Source organism: Micrococcus sp. HSID17227, from assembly GCF_003989405.1.
Classification (GTDB): domain Bacteria; phylum Actinomycetota; class Actinomycetes; order Actinomycetales; family Micrococcaceae; genus Micrococcus; species Micrococcus luteus.
In genome coordinates, this window is record NZ_RBLN01000037.1 from 1 (window position 1) to 13931 (window position 13931).

Genomic DNA, 13931 nt, shown 5'->3' on the forward strand with positions numbered 1-13931 from the left:
TTGGCGCGCACGCGCACCAGGGAGAGGGCCTCGGCGGGGGACAGCACGCCGGTGACGGCGGCCGCGGTGACCTCGCCCACGGAGTGGCCGGCCACGACGGTCGACTTCGGTGCGGCGGCGTCCGCCTCGAGGGCCGCGGCGGCCACCAGGCCGGCCGCCACGATCAGCGGCTGGGCGACGGCGGTGTCCTTGATGGTCTCCTCGTCCGACTCGGTGCCGTGGCGGATCAGGTCCACGCCCGCGGCGTCGGAGAGGGACGCGAGCAGGTCGCGGGTCCCGTCCAGCTCGAGCCAGGGGGCGAGGAAGCCGGGCGTCTGGGACCCCTGTCCGGGGCACACGATGGCAAGCATTCCTCCATCGTGTCAGGATCGGCCGCCATCCCGGACAGATCGCGCCACGAAGCACGGCGAGTCGGTTTGGAGGGTTTCTACAAGTGGGGGGCGCCGCCCCGGCTCAGTCCGAGCCTGTCCCGGTCGTCGGCCGCGCCCCCGCGAGCCGGCCCAGGGTGATCGCGGTCTGCAGGACGTACGCGTCGCGGGGGACCAGCGGGTCCCAGCCGGTCACCTCGGCCACCCGCTTGAGGCGGTACCGCACCGTGTTCGCGTGGACGAACAGCTCGCGGGCCGTGCCCTCGAGCGAGTGGCCCAGCGCGCCGTACGCGTCCACGGTCTCCAGCAGGGAGGTGCCGGCGTCGGCCAGGGGCGTGAACACCCCGTCCACGAGGGCTTCCCGGGCCGTGGGGTCGCCCAGCAGCGCCCGCTCGGGCAGCAGGTTCTCCGCCGGGGTGGGCCGGCACGCCCGGGGATGGGCGGCCGCCGCGCTGAGCCCGGCGAGGGTGTGCCGGGCCGAGACGTGCGCCGAGATCAGCGAGTCCACGACGGGTCCCACGATCACCGGTCCCGGCGCGAACCAGCGCGCGAGCGCCTCGCCCACCGCCCGCGCGTCCCGCACCGAGCCGACCACGAGGACGAGCCGTTCGGACTGCACGCCCACGAGCAGGTCGCAGTCGAGCCGCGCCGCGGCCCGCCGCAGGTCCGGGATGAACGCGGGCTTGTCCTGCCCCGGGGCGAGACCGGCCATGACCATCACGTCGTGGTCCCCACGCCAGCCCAGCGCCGTGGCCCGATGCCGGATCTCGTCCGGGTCCTGCCCGCGCAGCACCGCGTCCAGCAGGACCGACTCGAGCCGCGAGTCCATCGCACCGCGCATCTCCGCGGCCCGGGCGTACACGTCTGCGAGCGCGAACGCGACCTCGCGCGAGTAGTGGAGGATGTGCTCGCGGACGGGCGCCTGGTCGCGCTCGGCCAGCAGCTCCGGCACCCGCGTCTCGACGACGTCCACCATCGTCCGGATGAGCTGGAGGGCCCGCTGCAGCGAGATCGCCCGGGTGAGATCGGTGGGCGCGGGCCCGAAGACGTCCTGCAGGACGTGGCCCGTGGAGGTGGGCCGCTCGAACCACGTGAGGAAGCCCTGCAGGGCGCGCTGGGCCACGAGCCCGAGGGCGCTGCGCTCGTCCGGGGTGAGTCGGCGGTACCAGGGCAGGGTGGCGTCCAACCGCTGCAGCACCGCCGTGTTCAGGGCGCCCAGGTGGCTCCTGAGTCGGGCCAGCCCGTCGGTGCTCACGGGGCGAGGGGCGGCGGGGCGGGGCTCGGGCATGCGCTTCATCCTAGGCGCGTGTTGTGGGATTCCTACAGCGACGACGCCGGCCGCCCGCCTCCGTGGCGGAGGCGGGCGGCCGGCGTCGGGACGGGAGGGCGTCAGCCTCCCCGCGGCGTGCGGGTCAGGCGTCGCCGCCCGCGATGCCGGTGGTGCCGGCGTTGACGTCGTCCAGGCGGTACTTCTCGTGCGCCTTCGCGGCCGTGCCCCGCTCGACCTCGCCCTCCTCCTCGAGGAGCTGCAGCGCGCGGACCACCATCGAGTGGGTGTCGATGAGGAAGTACCGACGGGCGGCGGCGCGGGTGTCCGCGAAGCCGAACTCGTCGGCGCCGAGCGCAGAGAAGCGGTTCGGCACGAACGGGCGGATCTGGTTCGTCCACGAGGTGGAGTAGTCCGAGGTGGCCACGATCGGGCCCTCGGCCCCCTGCAGCGCCTGCGTCACGTAGGGCACGCGCGCAGTGGCGGACGGCTCCTTCAGGGCGTCCTTCTCCGCCGCGACGGCGTCGCGGTACAGCTCGTTGTAGGAGGTCACCGACCACACGGAGGCGTTCACGCCCCACTCCTCGGAGAGGATCCGCTGGGCGTCGAGCGCCCACGGCACGGAGACGCCGGAGCCCAGGAGCTGGACCTTCGGGCCGTCGCCCTGGCCCTCGGAGAGGCGGTAGATGCCCTTGAGCAGGCCCTCCACGTCGAGGCCCTCGGGCTCCTCGATGTGGGTGATCGGCTCGTTGTACACCGTGAGGTAGTAGATGACGTTGCGGACGTCGTCCCCGCGGTCGTGGTCGCCGTACATGTCCTCCAGGCCCTGGCGCACGATGTGGGCGATCTCGTACGAGTACGCCGGGTCGTAGTGCTTCACGGCCGGATTCGTGGACGCCAGGACGGGGGAGTGACCGTCCATGTGCTGGGTGCCCTCGCCGGCGAGGGTGGTGCGCCCGGCGGTGGCGCCGATCATGAAGCCGCGCGCAAGCTGGTCGGCTCCGGCCCAGATGTTGTCCGCGGTCCGCTGGAAGCCGAACATCGAGTAGAAGATGTAGACCGGGATCATCGGCTCGCCGTGCGTGGAGTACGCCGTGCCCACCGCGTTGAATGCCGCGGTGGCGCCGTCCTCGTTGATGCCGACGTGGTAGATCTTCCCCTGCGGGGACTCCTTGTAGGACAGGAACAGATCCCGGTCCACGGACAGGTAGTTCTGGCCCTTGGGGTTGTAGATCTTCGCGGTCGGGAAGAACGAGTCCATGCCGAAGGTGCGGGCCTCGTCCGGGATGATCGGCACGAAGCGCGGTCCCATGTTCTTGTCCCGCATCAGGTCCTTGAGCAGGCGCACGAACGCCATGGTCGTGGCGGCCTGCTGCTTGCCCGATCCCTTGCGAGCCTGCTTGTACGCGGACTCCGGAGGCAGCGGGATCGCGTGGTAGTCGCTGCGCCGCTCCGGCACGAAGCCGCCCAGCTCCTTGCGCCGCTCCATCATGTACGTGATCTCCGGAGCGTCGGCGCCCGGGTGGTAGTACGGGATGTCGTACGGGTCCTTCTCGATCTGCTCGTCCGAGATCGGGATGCGGTGGCGGTCCCGGAACACCTTGAGGTCGTCCACCGTCAGCTTCTTCATCTGGTGCGTGGCGTTGCGACCCTCGAAGGACTTGCCCAGGCCGTAGCCCTTGATGGTGTGGGCCAGGATCACGGTGGGCTGGCCCTTGTGCTCCATGGCGGCCTTGTAGGCGGCGTACACCTTCTTGTAGTCGTGGCCGCCACGCTTGAGGCCCCAGATCTCCTCGTCGGTCATGTCCGCCACCATCTCCTTGGTGACGGAGGACCGGCCGAAGAAGTGGTCGCGCACGAAGCCGCCGGACTCGGCCTTGTAGGTCTGGTAGTCGCCGTCGAGCGTCTCGTTCATGATGCGCACGAGCTCGCCCTCGTCGTCGGCCTCGAGCAGCGGATCCCACTCGCGGCCCCACAGGACCTTGATGACGTTCCAGCCGGCGCCCCGGAAGTAGGACTCCAGCTCCTGGACGATCTTGCCGTTGCCGCGCACCGGCCCGTCGAGACGCTGCAGGTTGCAGTTGATGACGAAGGTGAGGTTGTCGAGCTTGTCGTTGGCCGCGATGTGCAGCTGGCCGCGCGACTCGGGCTCGTCCATCTCGCCGTCGCCGAGGAAGGCCCACACGTGCTGGTCGGAGGTGTCCTTGATGCCGTTGTTGTGCAGGTACCGGTTGGTCTGCGCCTGGAAGATGGCGTTCATCGGCCCCAGGCCCATGGACACGGTGGGGTACTGCCAGAAGTGCGGCATCATCCGCGGGTGCGGATAGGAGGGCAGGGCGTGGCCCTGGCGGGACTTCTCCTGGCGGAAGCCGTCGAGGTCCTGCTCGGTCAGGCGGCCCTCGAGGAACGCGCGGGCGTAGTTGCCCGGCGAGGAGTGGCCCTGGAAGAAGATGTGGTCGCCGCCGCCCGGGTGGTCCTGGCCGCGGAAGAAGTGGTTCAGGCCCACCTCGTAGAGGGTCGCCTGGCCCGCGTAGGAGGAGATGTGGCCGCCGACGCCGACGGCGTCGCGCTGGGCGCGCTGCACGAGGGCCATGGCGTTCCACCGCAGGTAGTTGCGGTAGCGGCGCTCGAGCTCCTCGTCGCCCGGGTACTCCGGCTCCTGGTCCGCCGGGATCGTGTTCACGTAGTCCGTGGTGGTCACGTAGGGCAGGGCGACGGACTGGGCGCTCGCGCGCTGCATGAGGGAGCGCATGATGTACTGCGCCCGCTCCGTGCCGCGCTCCTCGATGAGTCCGTCGAGGGACTCGATCCACTCCGACGTCTCCTGGGGATCCTTGTCCGGGAGCTGGTCGGTCAGACCGCTGCGGATCTGCGAGCTCTCTTCGGCTGCGCTCACGGTGCCTCCTGGTTCTCGTGCGGAGGGGTGCTCCGCGGTGGGCTGCGGGCAGACGATCCGGTCCGGGCCCGCGACGCCGAGCCGGGCGCGTCGCCCGGAGAGTGCGTCTGTTCCTCCCCAGAGTAGACCGGAGCCGCCGCGTCCGCCCGGCCGGAGGCCCCGGAACGGCGGCGTCCACGGCGTATGGTGGTCATCATCACCCGCTCGACGGCGCGGGCCGCAGTGCCCGCCACCATCAAGGAGGACCGGACACTATGCAGGCTGGGTCGACGCCGACCTCGACGGACAGCGCCCTGCTGGCGGAGCTCGCCCTCTCGAGGGGCGACCTGGTGCAGGAGTGGGGGTACGACGACGACGTCGACGTCACCTTCCGTGACGCGCTCGAGGACGCGCTCGGCGAGGAGCTGCTGACCGAGGAGGATCAGGAGCCGGCGGACGCGGTCCTCTTCTGGTGGCGCGCGGACGACGGCGACGTCACCGATCTCGCGGACGCCCTCGTGGACGCCCAGCGCTCCCTCGATGCCGGCCCCGTCTGGATCATGACCCCCCGCAAGGGGCGCCCCGGCCACGTCAGCCCGGCGGACGTCGCCGAGGCCGCCTCCACCGCGGGCCTGCACGCCACCACCGGGGCCGGTGCCTCCGAGGACTGGGCCGCTCAGAAGCTCGTCCAGAAGCGCGGTGGCTGAGCCCCCGTCCGGCGGGACGCGGGGCGCCGACGTCGTCCCCGCGCTGCGCGACGACCACGGCCAGAGGTGGCCGTGGCCGCCGACGCGCGGGCCCCAGGACGCGGCCGCGCCGCGGGGCACGTGGCTCGTCTTCCTGCCCGGGGCGTTCACGCCGGTGTGCACGGACGAGCTCGGCTGGCTCGGGGCGCTCGCCGGGGACGTGGCGGTCGACGATGTGGCTGTCCGCGTGGTCTCGTGTGACGCCGCCCCCGTGCTGCGCCGCGTCCGCGAGGAGCTGGCACTGCCGGAGCCGCTCACCCTGCTCTCCGATTTCTGGCCCCACGGCGCGGCCTGCCGTGCCCTCGACGTCTTCGACGCGGAGACCGGGCGGCCCCGCCGCGTCTCCATGCTGCTCGACGCGGACGGGGTCGAGGTCGCGCGCGTGGTCGCCGCCCCGGGGCAGGCACGCACCCGGGGCGAGCACGAGGCGGCGACGCGCGACCTGCTCGCTCACCGGTAGCCTGGACGGACACCGGCACCTGTAGCTCAGTTGGTCAGAGCATCTCGTTTACACCGAGAGGGTCGGGGGTTCGAGTCCCTCCGGGTGCACCGATCGCGGGGCCATGACACGGCGTGACGCCGCGGCTCCGTCATGCCGACCGCCCGTCAGGCGCCTATGAGAGCATGCTCACCATCATGGGCTCCTCGTCAGCGTCCTCGCGCGCCTTCGCTCCGCCCTCGCGGTGGGCCGAGGTGCGCTCCGGCGTCGCCGTGACGCTGGGCGCCGGCCTCGGCCTGTTCCCCCTGGGCGTGGCCTTCGGGATGCTCGTGGTCCAGGCCGGGCTGCCCGCGTGGGTCGCACCCCTGTTCTCCGTGGTCGTGTTCGCCGGGTCCGTCGAGCTGCTGCTCGTCTCGCTGGTGGTGGCGGGCACGCCGCTGCTCACGATCGCCGTGACGGTGTTCCTCGTGAACTTCCGCCACGTGTTCTATGCGTTCAGCTTCCCGCTGCGCGTGGTCCGGGGGCGCCTCGCGCGGATCTACTCGATGGGCGCCCTGATCGACGAGGCCTACGCCATCGCCGCCGCCCAGCCCCGCGGTTGGACGGCGCCCCGGCTGCTGGCCATGCAGATCGCGCTGCATGCGTATTGGGTGCTCGGGGGCCTCGCCGGGGTGGCCGTCGCGTGGCTGCTGCCCGTGCCGGTCGAGGGCCTCGAGTTCGCGCTCGTCGCCCTCTTCATCGTGCTCGCCATGGACGCCGCCCGCACGCGGGCCCAGCTGCCCCTCGTGCTGGCGGCCGCGGTCGCCGTCGGGGTGGCTCTGCTGCTCGCGCCCGCGCAGGTGCTCGTCGTCGCCTTCGCCCTCTACGCCGCGGTGCTGATCGCGTTCCACGTGCTCGCCGCGCGCGGGACCGCCCTGCCGCTGCCTGAGCCCGTGCCCGTCACCGGGCCGGTGCCCGTCGTCGCCGCGGCGGGGGAGCGGGCCGTCACGGATGCCGAGCCCGGCGTCGAGGAGGACCCCCGATGACCGGCGCCGCGTACCTGGTGGCCGCGGCCGTCGTCGCGGGCCTCGTGACCTTCTGCCTGCGCGCGGTGCCGTTCGCACTGCTGCAGCCGCTGCGGGAGTCCGTGCTCGCCGCGCGGCTGGCGGTGTGGATGCCTGCCGGCGTGCTGACCATCCTGGCCCTCGTGATGCTGCTCGACGCCGCGGCGCTGGCCCCTGGAGAGCCCGTGGACGGGACGCGGGTGGCCCACGCGCTGATCGCGGCGGCGGTGACAGTCGTCGTGCATCTGCTGGCCGGGCGGCGGACCCTGGTCTCGATCGCCGCCGGCACGCTGGCGTACGTGCTGTTGGTCAACCTGGCCTGACCGGCGGCGGGGCGGATTCGCCCAGGCGTTCGGCCCATGCGCGGGTCGCCGCGGCGAGGCGCCGGCCGTAGGCGGTGACCCCGTCTGACAGCGTCCCGGCGTTGTAGAGCGTCCCCGCCCGGGCGATCCCCTCCGCGGAGAGGTCGCCGCGCAGGTGACCGCGCAGGATCTCCAGCCCCAAGGCCAGGTTGTCCTCCGGCTCCCACAGGTGGAGGCCGTGCTCCGCCGCCTGCGCGAAGTACGGCGGCCACGTGATCTGCGCGGGCCCCACGCCGTTGGACTTCTCACCCTGCGCCACCCGGGCCACGAGCTCCTCGTAGCGTTCCCGGGTTACGGGGACGTCCGTCCCGCGCGGGGCGCTGTGCACACCGCCGGCGTCGTGCCCGAAGACGTTCCGGCCGCCGGACTCGAGCTCGGCCAGGGCCGCCGCCACCGCGAGGGGAACGTCCGCCCGGCGTGCGGCGGCCACGATCGCCGCGGCGTTGTCGAGGTGTCGGCCGAGCGTCGCCGTCGGGTCGGAGGAGCGGTCGCGGGCGGAGCGGCGGGTGAGGAGGTCGCGGAGCAGGCCCATCGGCCCACCCTCCCGCATCCCGGGTTGAGTTGTCGCGGGTGACGGGCCCGCGCACCCGCGACAACTCAACCCGGGATGCGGGGCAGGGGCCGGGCAGCGGCGCGTCGTCGGCGTCCGGGGCGCACTAGGGTGGAGCGCATGTCCGCGACCCCCCTCGGCTTCTGGAAGCTGCCCGCACGTCCCGACGGCGCCGCCCGTCACCTCGCCGTCATCACCGGGGGCGAGGCGCAGCAGACCATGCTCTTCCTCCAGGACGGGCAATGGTCCATCCTCGCCCTCTTCCAGGACGAGCTGGCCGGCAAGGCCGCCGCCCGCACCCTGGACGCGCTCCTGCAGTCCGTCACCTGTCTCCGCATGGGCGGCCGTGACGTCCTCGACGGTGCCGACACCCCGCGGCCCGGTATCGAGTGGGCCGGCTACGACCGCGAGTTCGAGGAGGCCGACGTGGCCGAGCAGCGCGACGTCGAGCCGCGCGGCCGGATCTGGATCCTCCCCGCCACGGACGGCGCCTCCGTCGGCCTCAAGCTTCCCGGGCACCGCCGGTACGACGACGCCGTCGCCCAGTTCGCCGACGTCGACGCGGCGCGTGCCGCCGTCGCGGCGATCGACGAGCTCCTGGGCGTCGGCCCGCGCGGCTGAGCCGGCCGGCGTTCGTCGGCCCGGGGTCGTGACCGTTCGCCTCCCAGGGTTCACCTGCTGTTCACCCGGCTGCGCTGCCGGGCCCGGCTTCCTCGTCCGCCGCCCGCCCATAATGGTGGACAGAGCACAGGCCGCGGCCCGCCGCCGTCGTACCGAGGAGGGGGACGGACGGGCACGGTGACGCACCCAGTGAAGGAGACGGTCCATGGAGCTGCTGCAGCCCGACGCCCCCCGCGAGAACCTCCGCGAGTTCATCGACAAGCTGCGCGACGGCGGCTACACCGTCTCGGACGGCCACACCAACGATCCCGACCTGATCGATCCGCAGGGCCGTGCCGTGGAGACGTGGAGGGAGGACTACCCGTACGAGACGCGCATGACGCGCGAGGAGTACGAGCTGGAGAAGTACCGCCTGCAGATCGAACTGCTCAAGCTGCAGTACTGGGGCGAGGACACCGGCCAGCGCCACATCATCGTCTTCGAGGGCCGCGACGCCGCCGGCAAGGGCGGCACCATCAAGCGCTTCACCGAGCACCTGAACCCCCGCACCGCCCGCGTCGTGGCCCTCAACAAGCCCTCGGACCGCGAGCTCGGCCAGTGGTACTTCCAGCGCTACATCCAGCACTTCCCCACGGCGGGCGAGATCGTGCTGTTCGACCGATCGTGGTACAATCGCGCCGGCGTCGAGCGCGTGATGGGCTTCGCCACGGACGAGCAGTACCGCCGCTTCATGAACCAGGTGCCGCTGTTCGAGAAGATGCTCGTGGACGACGGCATCCACCTCACCAAGTTCTGGTTCTCCGTGACACAGACCGAGCAGCGCACGCGCTTCGCGATCCGCCAGATCGACCCGGTCCGCCAGTGGAAGCTCTCGCCCATGGACCTCGAGTCCCTGGACCGTTGGGAGGCGTACACGGAGGCCAAGGAGGCCATGTTCCTCCACACGGACACGGACCACGCCCCGTGGATCTCCATCCGCTCCAACGACAAGAAGCGGGCCCGCCTCAACGCGATGCGCTACTTCCTGTCCCAGTTCGAGTACGAGGGCAAGGACCACGAGGTCGTCGGCACCCCGGACCCGCTGATCGTGCGCCGCGGCCGCGACGCCGTGGGGGACTGACCGCGGTCGACGTAGGCTGGGGGGCGGGTCCGTGTCCGGCACGGCCCGTCCCACCGTCCGAGCCACAGGAGGCCACCCGCGATGACCGAGCAGACCACCACCGTCCCCGTCGGCGCCGCCGACATCGGCGTCACGGGCCTGGCGGTGATGGGCGCGAACCTCGCCCGCAACTTCGCCCGCCACGGCTACACGGTGGCCCTGCACAACCGCAGCCGGGCCCGCACGGACCAGCTCGTGGCCGAGCACGGTGACGAGGGTGCGTTCGTGGCGACGGAGACGCTCGCCGAGCTCGTGCAGTCCCTCGCCGTGCCGCGCCGGGTGCTCATCATGGTCAAGGCGGGCGCCCCCGTGGACGCCGTCATCGACCAGCTCGTCCCCCTGCTGGACGAGGGCGACATCGTCATCGACGCCGGCAACTCCCATTACGAGGACACCCGCCGCCGCGAGGCGGCCCTCGCCGAGAAGGGCCTGCACTTCGTGGGCGTCGGTGTCTCCGGCGGCGAGGAGGGTGCCCTGCACGGTCCGGCGATCATGCCCGGCGGTCCGGAGAAGTCCTACGAGGCCCTCGGCCCGATGCTCGAGAAGATCTCCGCGCAGTTCGAGGGGGAGCCGTGCTGCGCCTGGGTCGGCACGGACGGCGCCGGCCACTACGTGAAGATGGTCCACAACGGCATCGAGTACGCGGACATGCAGGTCATCGGCGAGGCCTACGACCTGCTGCGCCGCGTGGGCGGCCTCGAGCCCGCCGAGCAGGCCGAGGTGTTCACGGCGTGGAACCAGACCGACCTGGCCTCCTACCTCATCGAGATCACGGCCGAGGTGCTCGCCCAGGTGGACGCGGCCACGGGCCGCCCGCTCGTGGACGTGATCGTGGACGAGGCCGGGCAGAAGGGCACCGGCCGCTGGACCGCGATCTCGGGTCTCGACGTCGGCTCCCCGGTGGCCGCGATCGCCGAGTCCGTCTTCGCCCGCTCGCTGTCCTCTCAGCGCGCGGTGCGCCAGGTCGCCCGTGAGACCCTCGCGGCCGGCGTCGACGAGGAGGCGCAGCGCGCCCCGCAGGACACGGACACGTTCGTGGAGGACGTGCGCCAGGCGCTGTTCGCCTCCAAGCTCGTGGCCTACGCGCAGGGCATGGACATGCTCGCCGCCGCCGCCGAGGAGTACGGCTGGTCGCTGGACCTGGGCACCATCGCCTCGCTGTGGCGGGACGGCTGCATCATCCGCGCCGACCTGCTCGACGTGATCATGCAGGCCTTCGGCGGCCGCGACACCTCCCGCCACCCGGCGCCGGGCACCCGCGCCCCCGGCCAGCCGCTCAACCTGCTCTTCGCCCCCGAGTTCGCCCAGGCGATCGCCGAGGCCCTGCCGGCCTGGCGCCGCGTCGTCGGCACCGCCGTCGCCGCGGGCGTGCCGGTGCCGGTGTTCTCCTCGGCCCTGGCGTACTACGACGGCCTGCGGGCCGACCGCCTGCCGGCCGCCCTCGTGCAGGGCCAGCGCGACTACTTCGGCGCCCACACCTACCTGCGCGTCGATCGCGAAGGTTCCTTCCACACGCTGTGGTCCGGCGACCGCACCGAGGTGGACGGCGAGGGCGTGCCCGTCGTCATGCCGCAGCCGACCGAGGGCGACCCCACGCAGGACTGACCCGGCGTGGACCCGGCCCTCAGATCCAGAGGGCCGGGTCCACGTACTCCGCGGGGTCCACGAGCGGCTTGCCCTCGGACGGGCCCTTGCGCGGTCGGACGGTGGCCGGCACGCCGGTGGCGATCGCGTCGGCGGGGGTGTCTTTCACGACGACGGCGTTGGCGCCCACCGCCGTTCCCTCCCCGATCTCGACGGGTCCGAGGATCTTGGCGCCGGCCCCCACCACGACGCCGTCGCGCAGCGTGGGGTGCCGCTTCACCTTGGCCAGGGAGCGGCCGCCGAGGGTGACCCCGTGGTACAGCATCACGTCGTCGCCGATCTCCGCGGTCTCGCCGATCACGACGCCCATGCCGTGGTCGATGAAGAACCGACGACCGATCGACGCGCCGGGGTGGATCTCGATGCCCGTGGCCGCCCGCGTGACCTGCGAGAGCACGCGGGCGGGCATCTTCAGCCGGTCATGCCGCCACATCCGGTGCGCGACGCGGTGCGCCCACACTGCGTGCAGACCCGAGTAGACGAGGGCCACCTCGAGGTCACCGCGCGCCGCTGGGTCATGGCTGCGGACGGTCGCGATGTCTTCCTTGATGCGGGAGAACAGTCCCACGGGCGGCCCCTTCGGGTCGGTGCGGTCGGTGAGCGGGCGGCGGTCAGCCGCGGATGTCCTCGAAGAGGGCGGTGGAGATGTAGCGCTCGCCGAAGTCACACACGATGGCGACGATCAGCTTGCCCTCGGACTCGGGCTTGGCGGCCTCCTTGAGGGCGGCCGAGATGATCGCGCCGGTGGAGATGCCGCCCAGGATGCCCTCCTCGGTCCCGAGCCGACGGGCGGTCTCGATGGACTCCTCGAAGGTGGCCGGGTAGACCTCGTCGTAGAGGTCGGTGTCCAGGATCTCCGGCACGAAGTTCGCGCCGATGCCCTGGATCTTGTGCGGGCCGGCCTGGCCGCCGGAGAGGATGGGGGAGTCGGCCGGCTCGACGGCGATGAGCTTCACGTCCGGCTTCTGCTCGCGCAGGTACCGGCCCGCGCCCGTGATGGTGCCGCCGGTGCCGACGCCGGCGATGAACACGTCCACGGCACCCTCGGACGCGTCCCAGATCTCCGGGCCGGTGCCCGTGTAGTGGGCCTGGATGTTGGCCTGGTTCGCGAACTGCTGGGCCCAGATGGAGTTCGGGGTGCTGCGGACGATCTCCTGGGCGCGCTCGAGGGCCCCGCGCATGCCGTCTGCACCGGGGGTCAGCACGATCTCGGCGCCGAACGCCTTGAGCATCACGCGGCGTTCGGTGGACATGGTCTCGGGCATGGTCAGGATCACGCGGTAGCCGCGCGCCGCGCCGACCATGGCCAGGGCGATGCCGGTGTTGCCCGAGGTGCCCTCCACGATGGTGCCGCCGGGGGTCAGCTCGCCGGCCGCCTCCGCGGCGTCGACGATGGCGGTGCCGATGCGGTCCTTCACCGAGTTGGCCGGGTTGTAGAACTCGACCTTCACGGCGACGTCGCCGGGCAGGTCCTTCGCGAGGCGGTTCAGCCGGACCAGGGGCGTGCCGCCGACCGCCTGGGTGATGTCGTCAAGGATGCGGGCCATGGTGGTACCTCCGGGGGGTGGTGGTGCGCCTCGGGGCGCGGGCGATCTAGTGGGTGTTCCTGCGTCAGGCTATCGAGCCGCGGCGCCGCTCAGGCGTCCACGAGCCACGCGGAGTAGTTCCGGCGCACCTTCGCGAGCTTCGGATCGATGACCACACGGCAGTATCCATTGGAACGGCGCCGCGCATAGAAGTCCTGGTGAATGTCCTCGGCCGGGTGCCACGCGGACGCCGGCTCGACGCGTGTGACGATGGGGCTGTCATAGTTCGCCTGCGCCCGGGCGATCTCGTCCGCGAAGAACCGGGCCTCGGCCTCGTCGTGGGCGAAGACGGCCGAGCGGTACTGGGTGCCGACGTCGGCCCCCTGGCGGTTCAACGACGTGGGGTCGTGGCCGGTGAAGAACAGGTCCATGATCACCTCGGGCGGCACGACGGCGGCGTCGAAGCGCACACGGACCGCTTCGGCATGGCCGGTGGTCCCGGTGCACACGGACTCGTAGCTCGGGGCGGGGTCGTCGCCTCCGGTGTAGCCGGACTCGACGGCGAGCACGCCCCGCACGCGACGGTAGACGGCGTCGAGGCACCAGAAGCAGCCGCCGGCGAGCGTCAGCTCGCGGACGTCGGCGGGCGCGCCGGAGGCGCCGAGGGGCTCGGTACGGGGGGAGTCGGTCATGGCAGGCACAGCAACGCGGGCCGCGCTTTTCATTCCCGACGACGCCGCCCCGTGCCGTCACCCAGGGCCGCCGGGGCGTGCGCGCCCGGGCCGGGTGGGCCATCATGGCCGGTATGACCGTGTCCCGCCCCGCCGTCCCCGCCTCGCCGGTGCATGCCCTGGCCCCGCCGACGCTCGGGCAGGTCCTCGAGGTCGTCCAGGGGCTGTGGCCGCGGGAGCTGGCGGAGCCGTGGGACGCCGTCGGGCCGGTGGCCGGGCGCCCGGAGTCGCCGGTGCGGACCGTCCTGTGGGCGCTGGATCCCGTGCAGGCCGTGGCCGACGAGGCCGTCGCCCGCGGGGCCGACCTCGTGGTCACCCACCACCCGCTCCTGCTGCGCGGGACCTCGTCCGTCGCCGCCGTCGGACACGCCGCCGCCGCGAAGGGCCGCCTGCTGCACACCCTGATCGAGCACCGCATCGCCCTGCTCGCCGCGCACACCAACGCCGACGCCGTCGTGGACGGCGTCTCGGACGTGCTGGCCCGTGCCGTCGGCGTCACCGGGGCGCTCTCGCCCCTGACGACCTCTGCCGCCGGCACCGGGGCCGAAGGCATCGGCCGGGTGGGCGACCTGCCCGAGGAGACCGACCTGGCCGCCTTCG

At 72.5% G+C, this 13931-nt stretch carries 15 protein-coding genes and 1 tRNA gene; 9 read left to right on the plus strand and 7 right to left on the minus strand.

Annotated elements, in window-relative coordinates; all coding sequences use genetic code 11:
• The 3 genes from D8M29_RS03800 to aceE all read right to left on the minus strand — a co-directional run.
• Nucleotides 1-350: ACP S-malonyltransferase (locus tag D8M29_RS03800; RefSeq protein ID WP_148111516.1), on the minus strand; the 350-nt coding region annotated here is incomplete at its 3' end.
• A 103-nt stretch (nucleotides 351-453) separates the two neighbouring features.
• Nucleotides 454-1656, minus strand: coding sequence for a CdaR family transcriptional regulator (locus D8M29_RS03805; protein ID WP_127435356.1), 1203 nt, complete (start codon nucleotides 1654-1656; stop codon nucleotides 454-456).
• A gap of 124 nt (nucleotides 1657-1780) precedes the next feature.
• Entirely contained in the window at nucleotides 1781-4531 is a 2751-nt protein-coding gene (gene aceE / locus D8M29_RS03810; protein WP_127435357.1) for a pyruvate dehydrogenase (acetyl-transferring), homodimeric type, read from the minus strand.
• A 254-nt stretch (nucleotides 4532-4785) separates the two neighbouring features.
• Between aceE and D8M29_RS03815 the strand changes: the two genes are divergently transcribed.
• From D8M29_RS03815 to D8M29_RS03835, 5 genes are all read left to right on the plus strand, one after another.
• Entirely contained in the window at nucleotides 4786-5217 is a 432-nt protein-coding gene (locus tag D8M29_RS03815; protein WP_041105382.1) for a DUF3052 domain-containing protein, read from the plus strand.
• Nucleotides 5210-5716 (plus strand): redoxin domain-containing protein, encoded by a 507-nt coding sequence (locus D8M29_RS03820; protein ID WP_041105380.1) that lies wholly within the window; start codon nucleotides 5210-5212, stop codon nucleotides 5714-5716. Before D8M29_RS03815 ends, D8M29_RS03820 begins: the two co-directional genes overlap by 8 nt.
• Nucleotides 5717-5731: 15 nt before the next feature.
• Nucleotides 5732-5805, plus strand: a tRNA-Val gene (locus D8M29_RS03825).
• Nucleotides 5806-5880: 75 nt separating this feature from the next.
• On the plus strand, nucleotides 5881-6720 hold the full coding sequence (locus tag D8M29_RS03830; protein WP_127445798.1) for an AzlC family ABC transporter permease: 840 nt from the start codon (nucleotides 5881-5883) through the stop codon (nucleotides 6718-6720).
• Complete coding sequence (locus tag D8M29_RS03835; protein WP_060974034.1) at nucleotides 6717-7061, plus strand: AzlD domain-containing protein; 345 nt, start codon at nucleotides 6717-6719, stop codon at nucleotides 7059-7061. The genes D8M29_RS03830 and D8M29_RS03835 overlap by 4 nt, the downstream gene beginning before the upstream one ends.
• On the opposite strand, the gene D8M29_RS03840 is transcribed toward D8M29_RS03835, so the two are convergent.
• A complete protein-coding gene (locus D8M29_RS03840; RefSeq protein ID WP_044659129.1) occupies nucleotides 7048-7632 on the minus strand; it encodes a hypothetical protein in 585 nt (194 codons plus the stop codon). The genes D8M29_RS03835 and D8M29_RS03840 overlap by 14 nt on opposite strands.
• A gap of 138 nt (nucleotides 7633-7770) precedes the next feature.
• Between D8M29_RS03840 and D8M29_RS03845 the strand changes: the two genes are divergently transcribed.
• The 3 genes from D8M29_RS03845 to gndA all read left to right on the plus strand — a co-directional run bounded on the left by D8M29_RS03845 (nucleotide 7771) and on the right by gndA (nucleotide 11035).
• Complete coding sequence (locus D8M29_RS03845) at nucleotides 7771-8271, plus strand: hypothetical protein (RefSeq protein WP_036312781.1); 501 nt, start codon at nucleotides 7771-7773, stop codon at nucleotides 8269-8271.
• Nucleotides 8272-8476: 205 nt separating this feature from the next.
• Nucleotides 8477-9391 carry a polyphosphate kinase 2 gene (gene ppk2, locus D8M29_RS03850; RefSeq protein ID WP_010078895.1) on the plus strand — a complete coding sequence of 305 codons (915 nt, stop codon included), beginning with the start codon at nucleotides 8477-8479 and terminating at the stop codon, nucleotides 9389-9391.
• 81 nt (nucleotides 9392-9472) lie between these two features.
• Nucleotides 9473-11035, plus strand: a complete 1563-nt coding sequence (gndA, locus tag D8M29_RS03855) for an NADP-dependent phosphogluconate dehydrogenase (RefSeq protein ID WP_127435314.1) — start codon at nucleotides 9473-9475, stop codon at nucleotides 11033-11035.
• 19 nt (nucleotides 11036-11054) lie between these two features.
• On the opposite strand, the gene epsC is transcribed toward gndA, so the two are convergent.
• From epsC to msrA, 3 genes are all read right to left on the minus strand, one after another.
• Complete coding sequence (gene epsC / locus D8M29_RS03860) at nucleotides 11055-11642, minus strand: serine O-acetyltransferase EpsC (protein ID WP_036340179.1); 588 nt, start codon at nucleotides 11640-11642, stop codon at nucleotides 11055-11057.
• A 43-nt stretch (nucleotides 11643-11685) separates the two neighbouring features.
• Nucleotides 11686-12621, minus strand: coding sequence for a cysteine synthase A (gene cysK / locus D8M29_RS03865; RefSeq protein WP_010078892.1), 936 nt, complete (start codon nucleotides 12619-12621; stop codon nucleotides 11686-11688).
• Nucleotides 12622-12710: 89 nt separating this feature from the next.
• Nucleotides 12711-13292, minus strand: a complete 582-nt coding sequence (msrA, locus tag D8M29_RS03870) for a peptide-methionine (S)-S-oxide reductase MsrA (protein WP_012750832.1) — start codon at nucleotides 13290-13292, stop codon at nucleotides 12711-12713.
• A 113-nt stretch (nucleotides 13293-13405) separates the two neighbouring features.
• Here msrA and D8M29_RS03875 point away from each other — a divergent pair.
• A partial coding sequence (locus D8M29_RS03875) for a Nif3-like dinuclear metal center hexameric protein (protein ID WP_148111517.1) occupies nucleotides 13406-13931 on the plus strand: 526 nt, incomplete at its 3' end.

Coding starts and splice junctions, on each gene's coding strand:
- gndA (WP_127435314.1), top strand. CDS start 9,473: ATGACCGAGCAGACCACCACCGTCCCCGTCGGCGCCGCCGACATCGGC.
- ppk2 (WP_010078895.1), top strand. CDS start 8,477: ATGGAGCTGCTGCAGCCCGACGCCCCCCGCGAGAACCTCCGCGAGTTC.
- D8M29_RS03840 (WP_044659129.1), bottom strand. CDS start 7,632: ATGGGCCTGCTCCGCGACCTCCTCACCCGCCGCTCCGCCCGCGACCGC.
- cysK (WP_010078892.1), bottom strand. CDS start 12,621: ATGGCCCGCATCCTTGACGACATCACCCAGGCGGTCGGCGGCACGCCC.
- D8M29_RS03845 (WP_036312781.1), top strand. CDS start 7,771: ATGTCCGCGACCCCCCTCGGCTTCTGGAAGCTGCCCGCACGTCCCGAC.
- D8M29_RS03805 (WP_127435356.1), bottom strand. CDS start 1,656: ATGCCCGAGCCCCGCCCCGCCGCCCCTCGCCCCGTGAGCACCGACGGG.
- msrA (WP_012750832.1), bottom strand. CDS start 13,292: ATGACCGACTCCCCCCGTACCGAGCCCCTCGGCGCCTCCGGCGCGCCC.
- D8M29_RS03815 (WP_041105382.1), top strand. CDS start 4,786: ATGCAGGCTGGGTCGACGCCGACCTCGACGGACAGCGCCCTGCTGGCG.
- D8M29_RS03835 (WP_060974034.1), top strand. CDS start 6,717: ATGACCGGCGCCGCGTACCTGGTGGCCGCGGCCGTCGTCGCGGGCCTC.
- D8M29_RS03830 (WP_127445798.1), top strand. CDS start 5,881: ATGCTCACCATCATGGGCTCCTCGTCAGCGTCCTCGCGCGCCTTCGCT.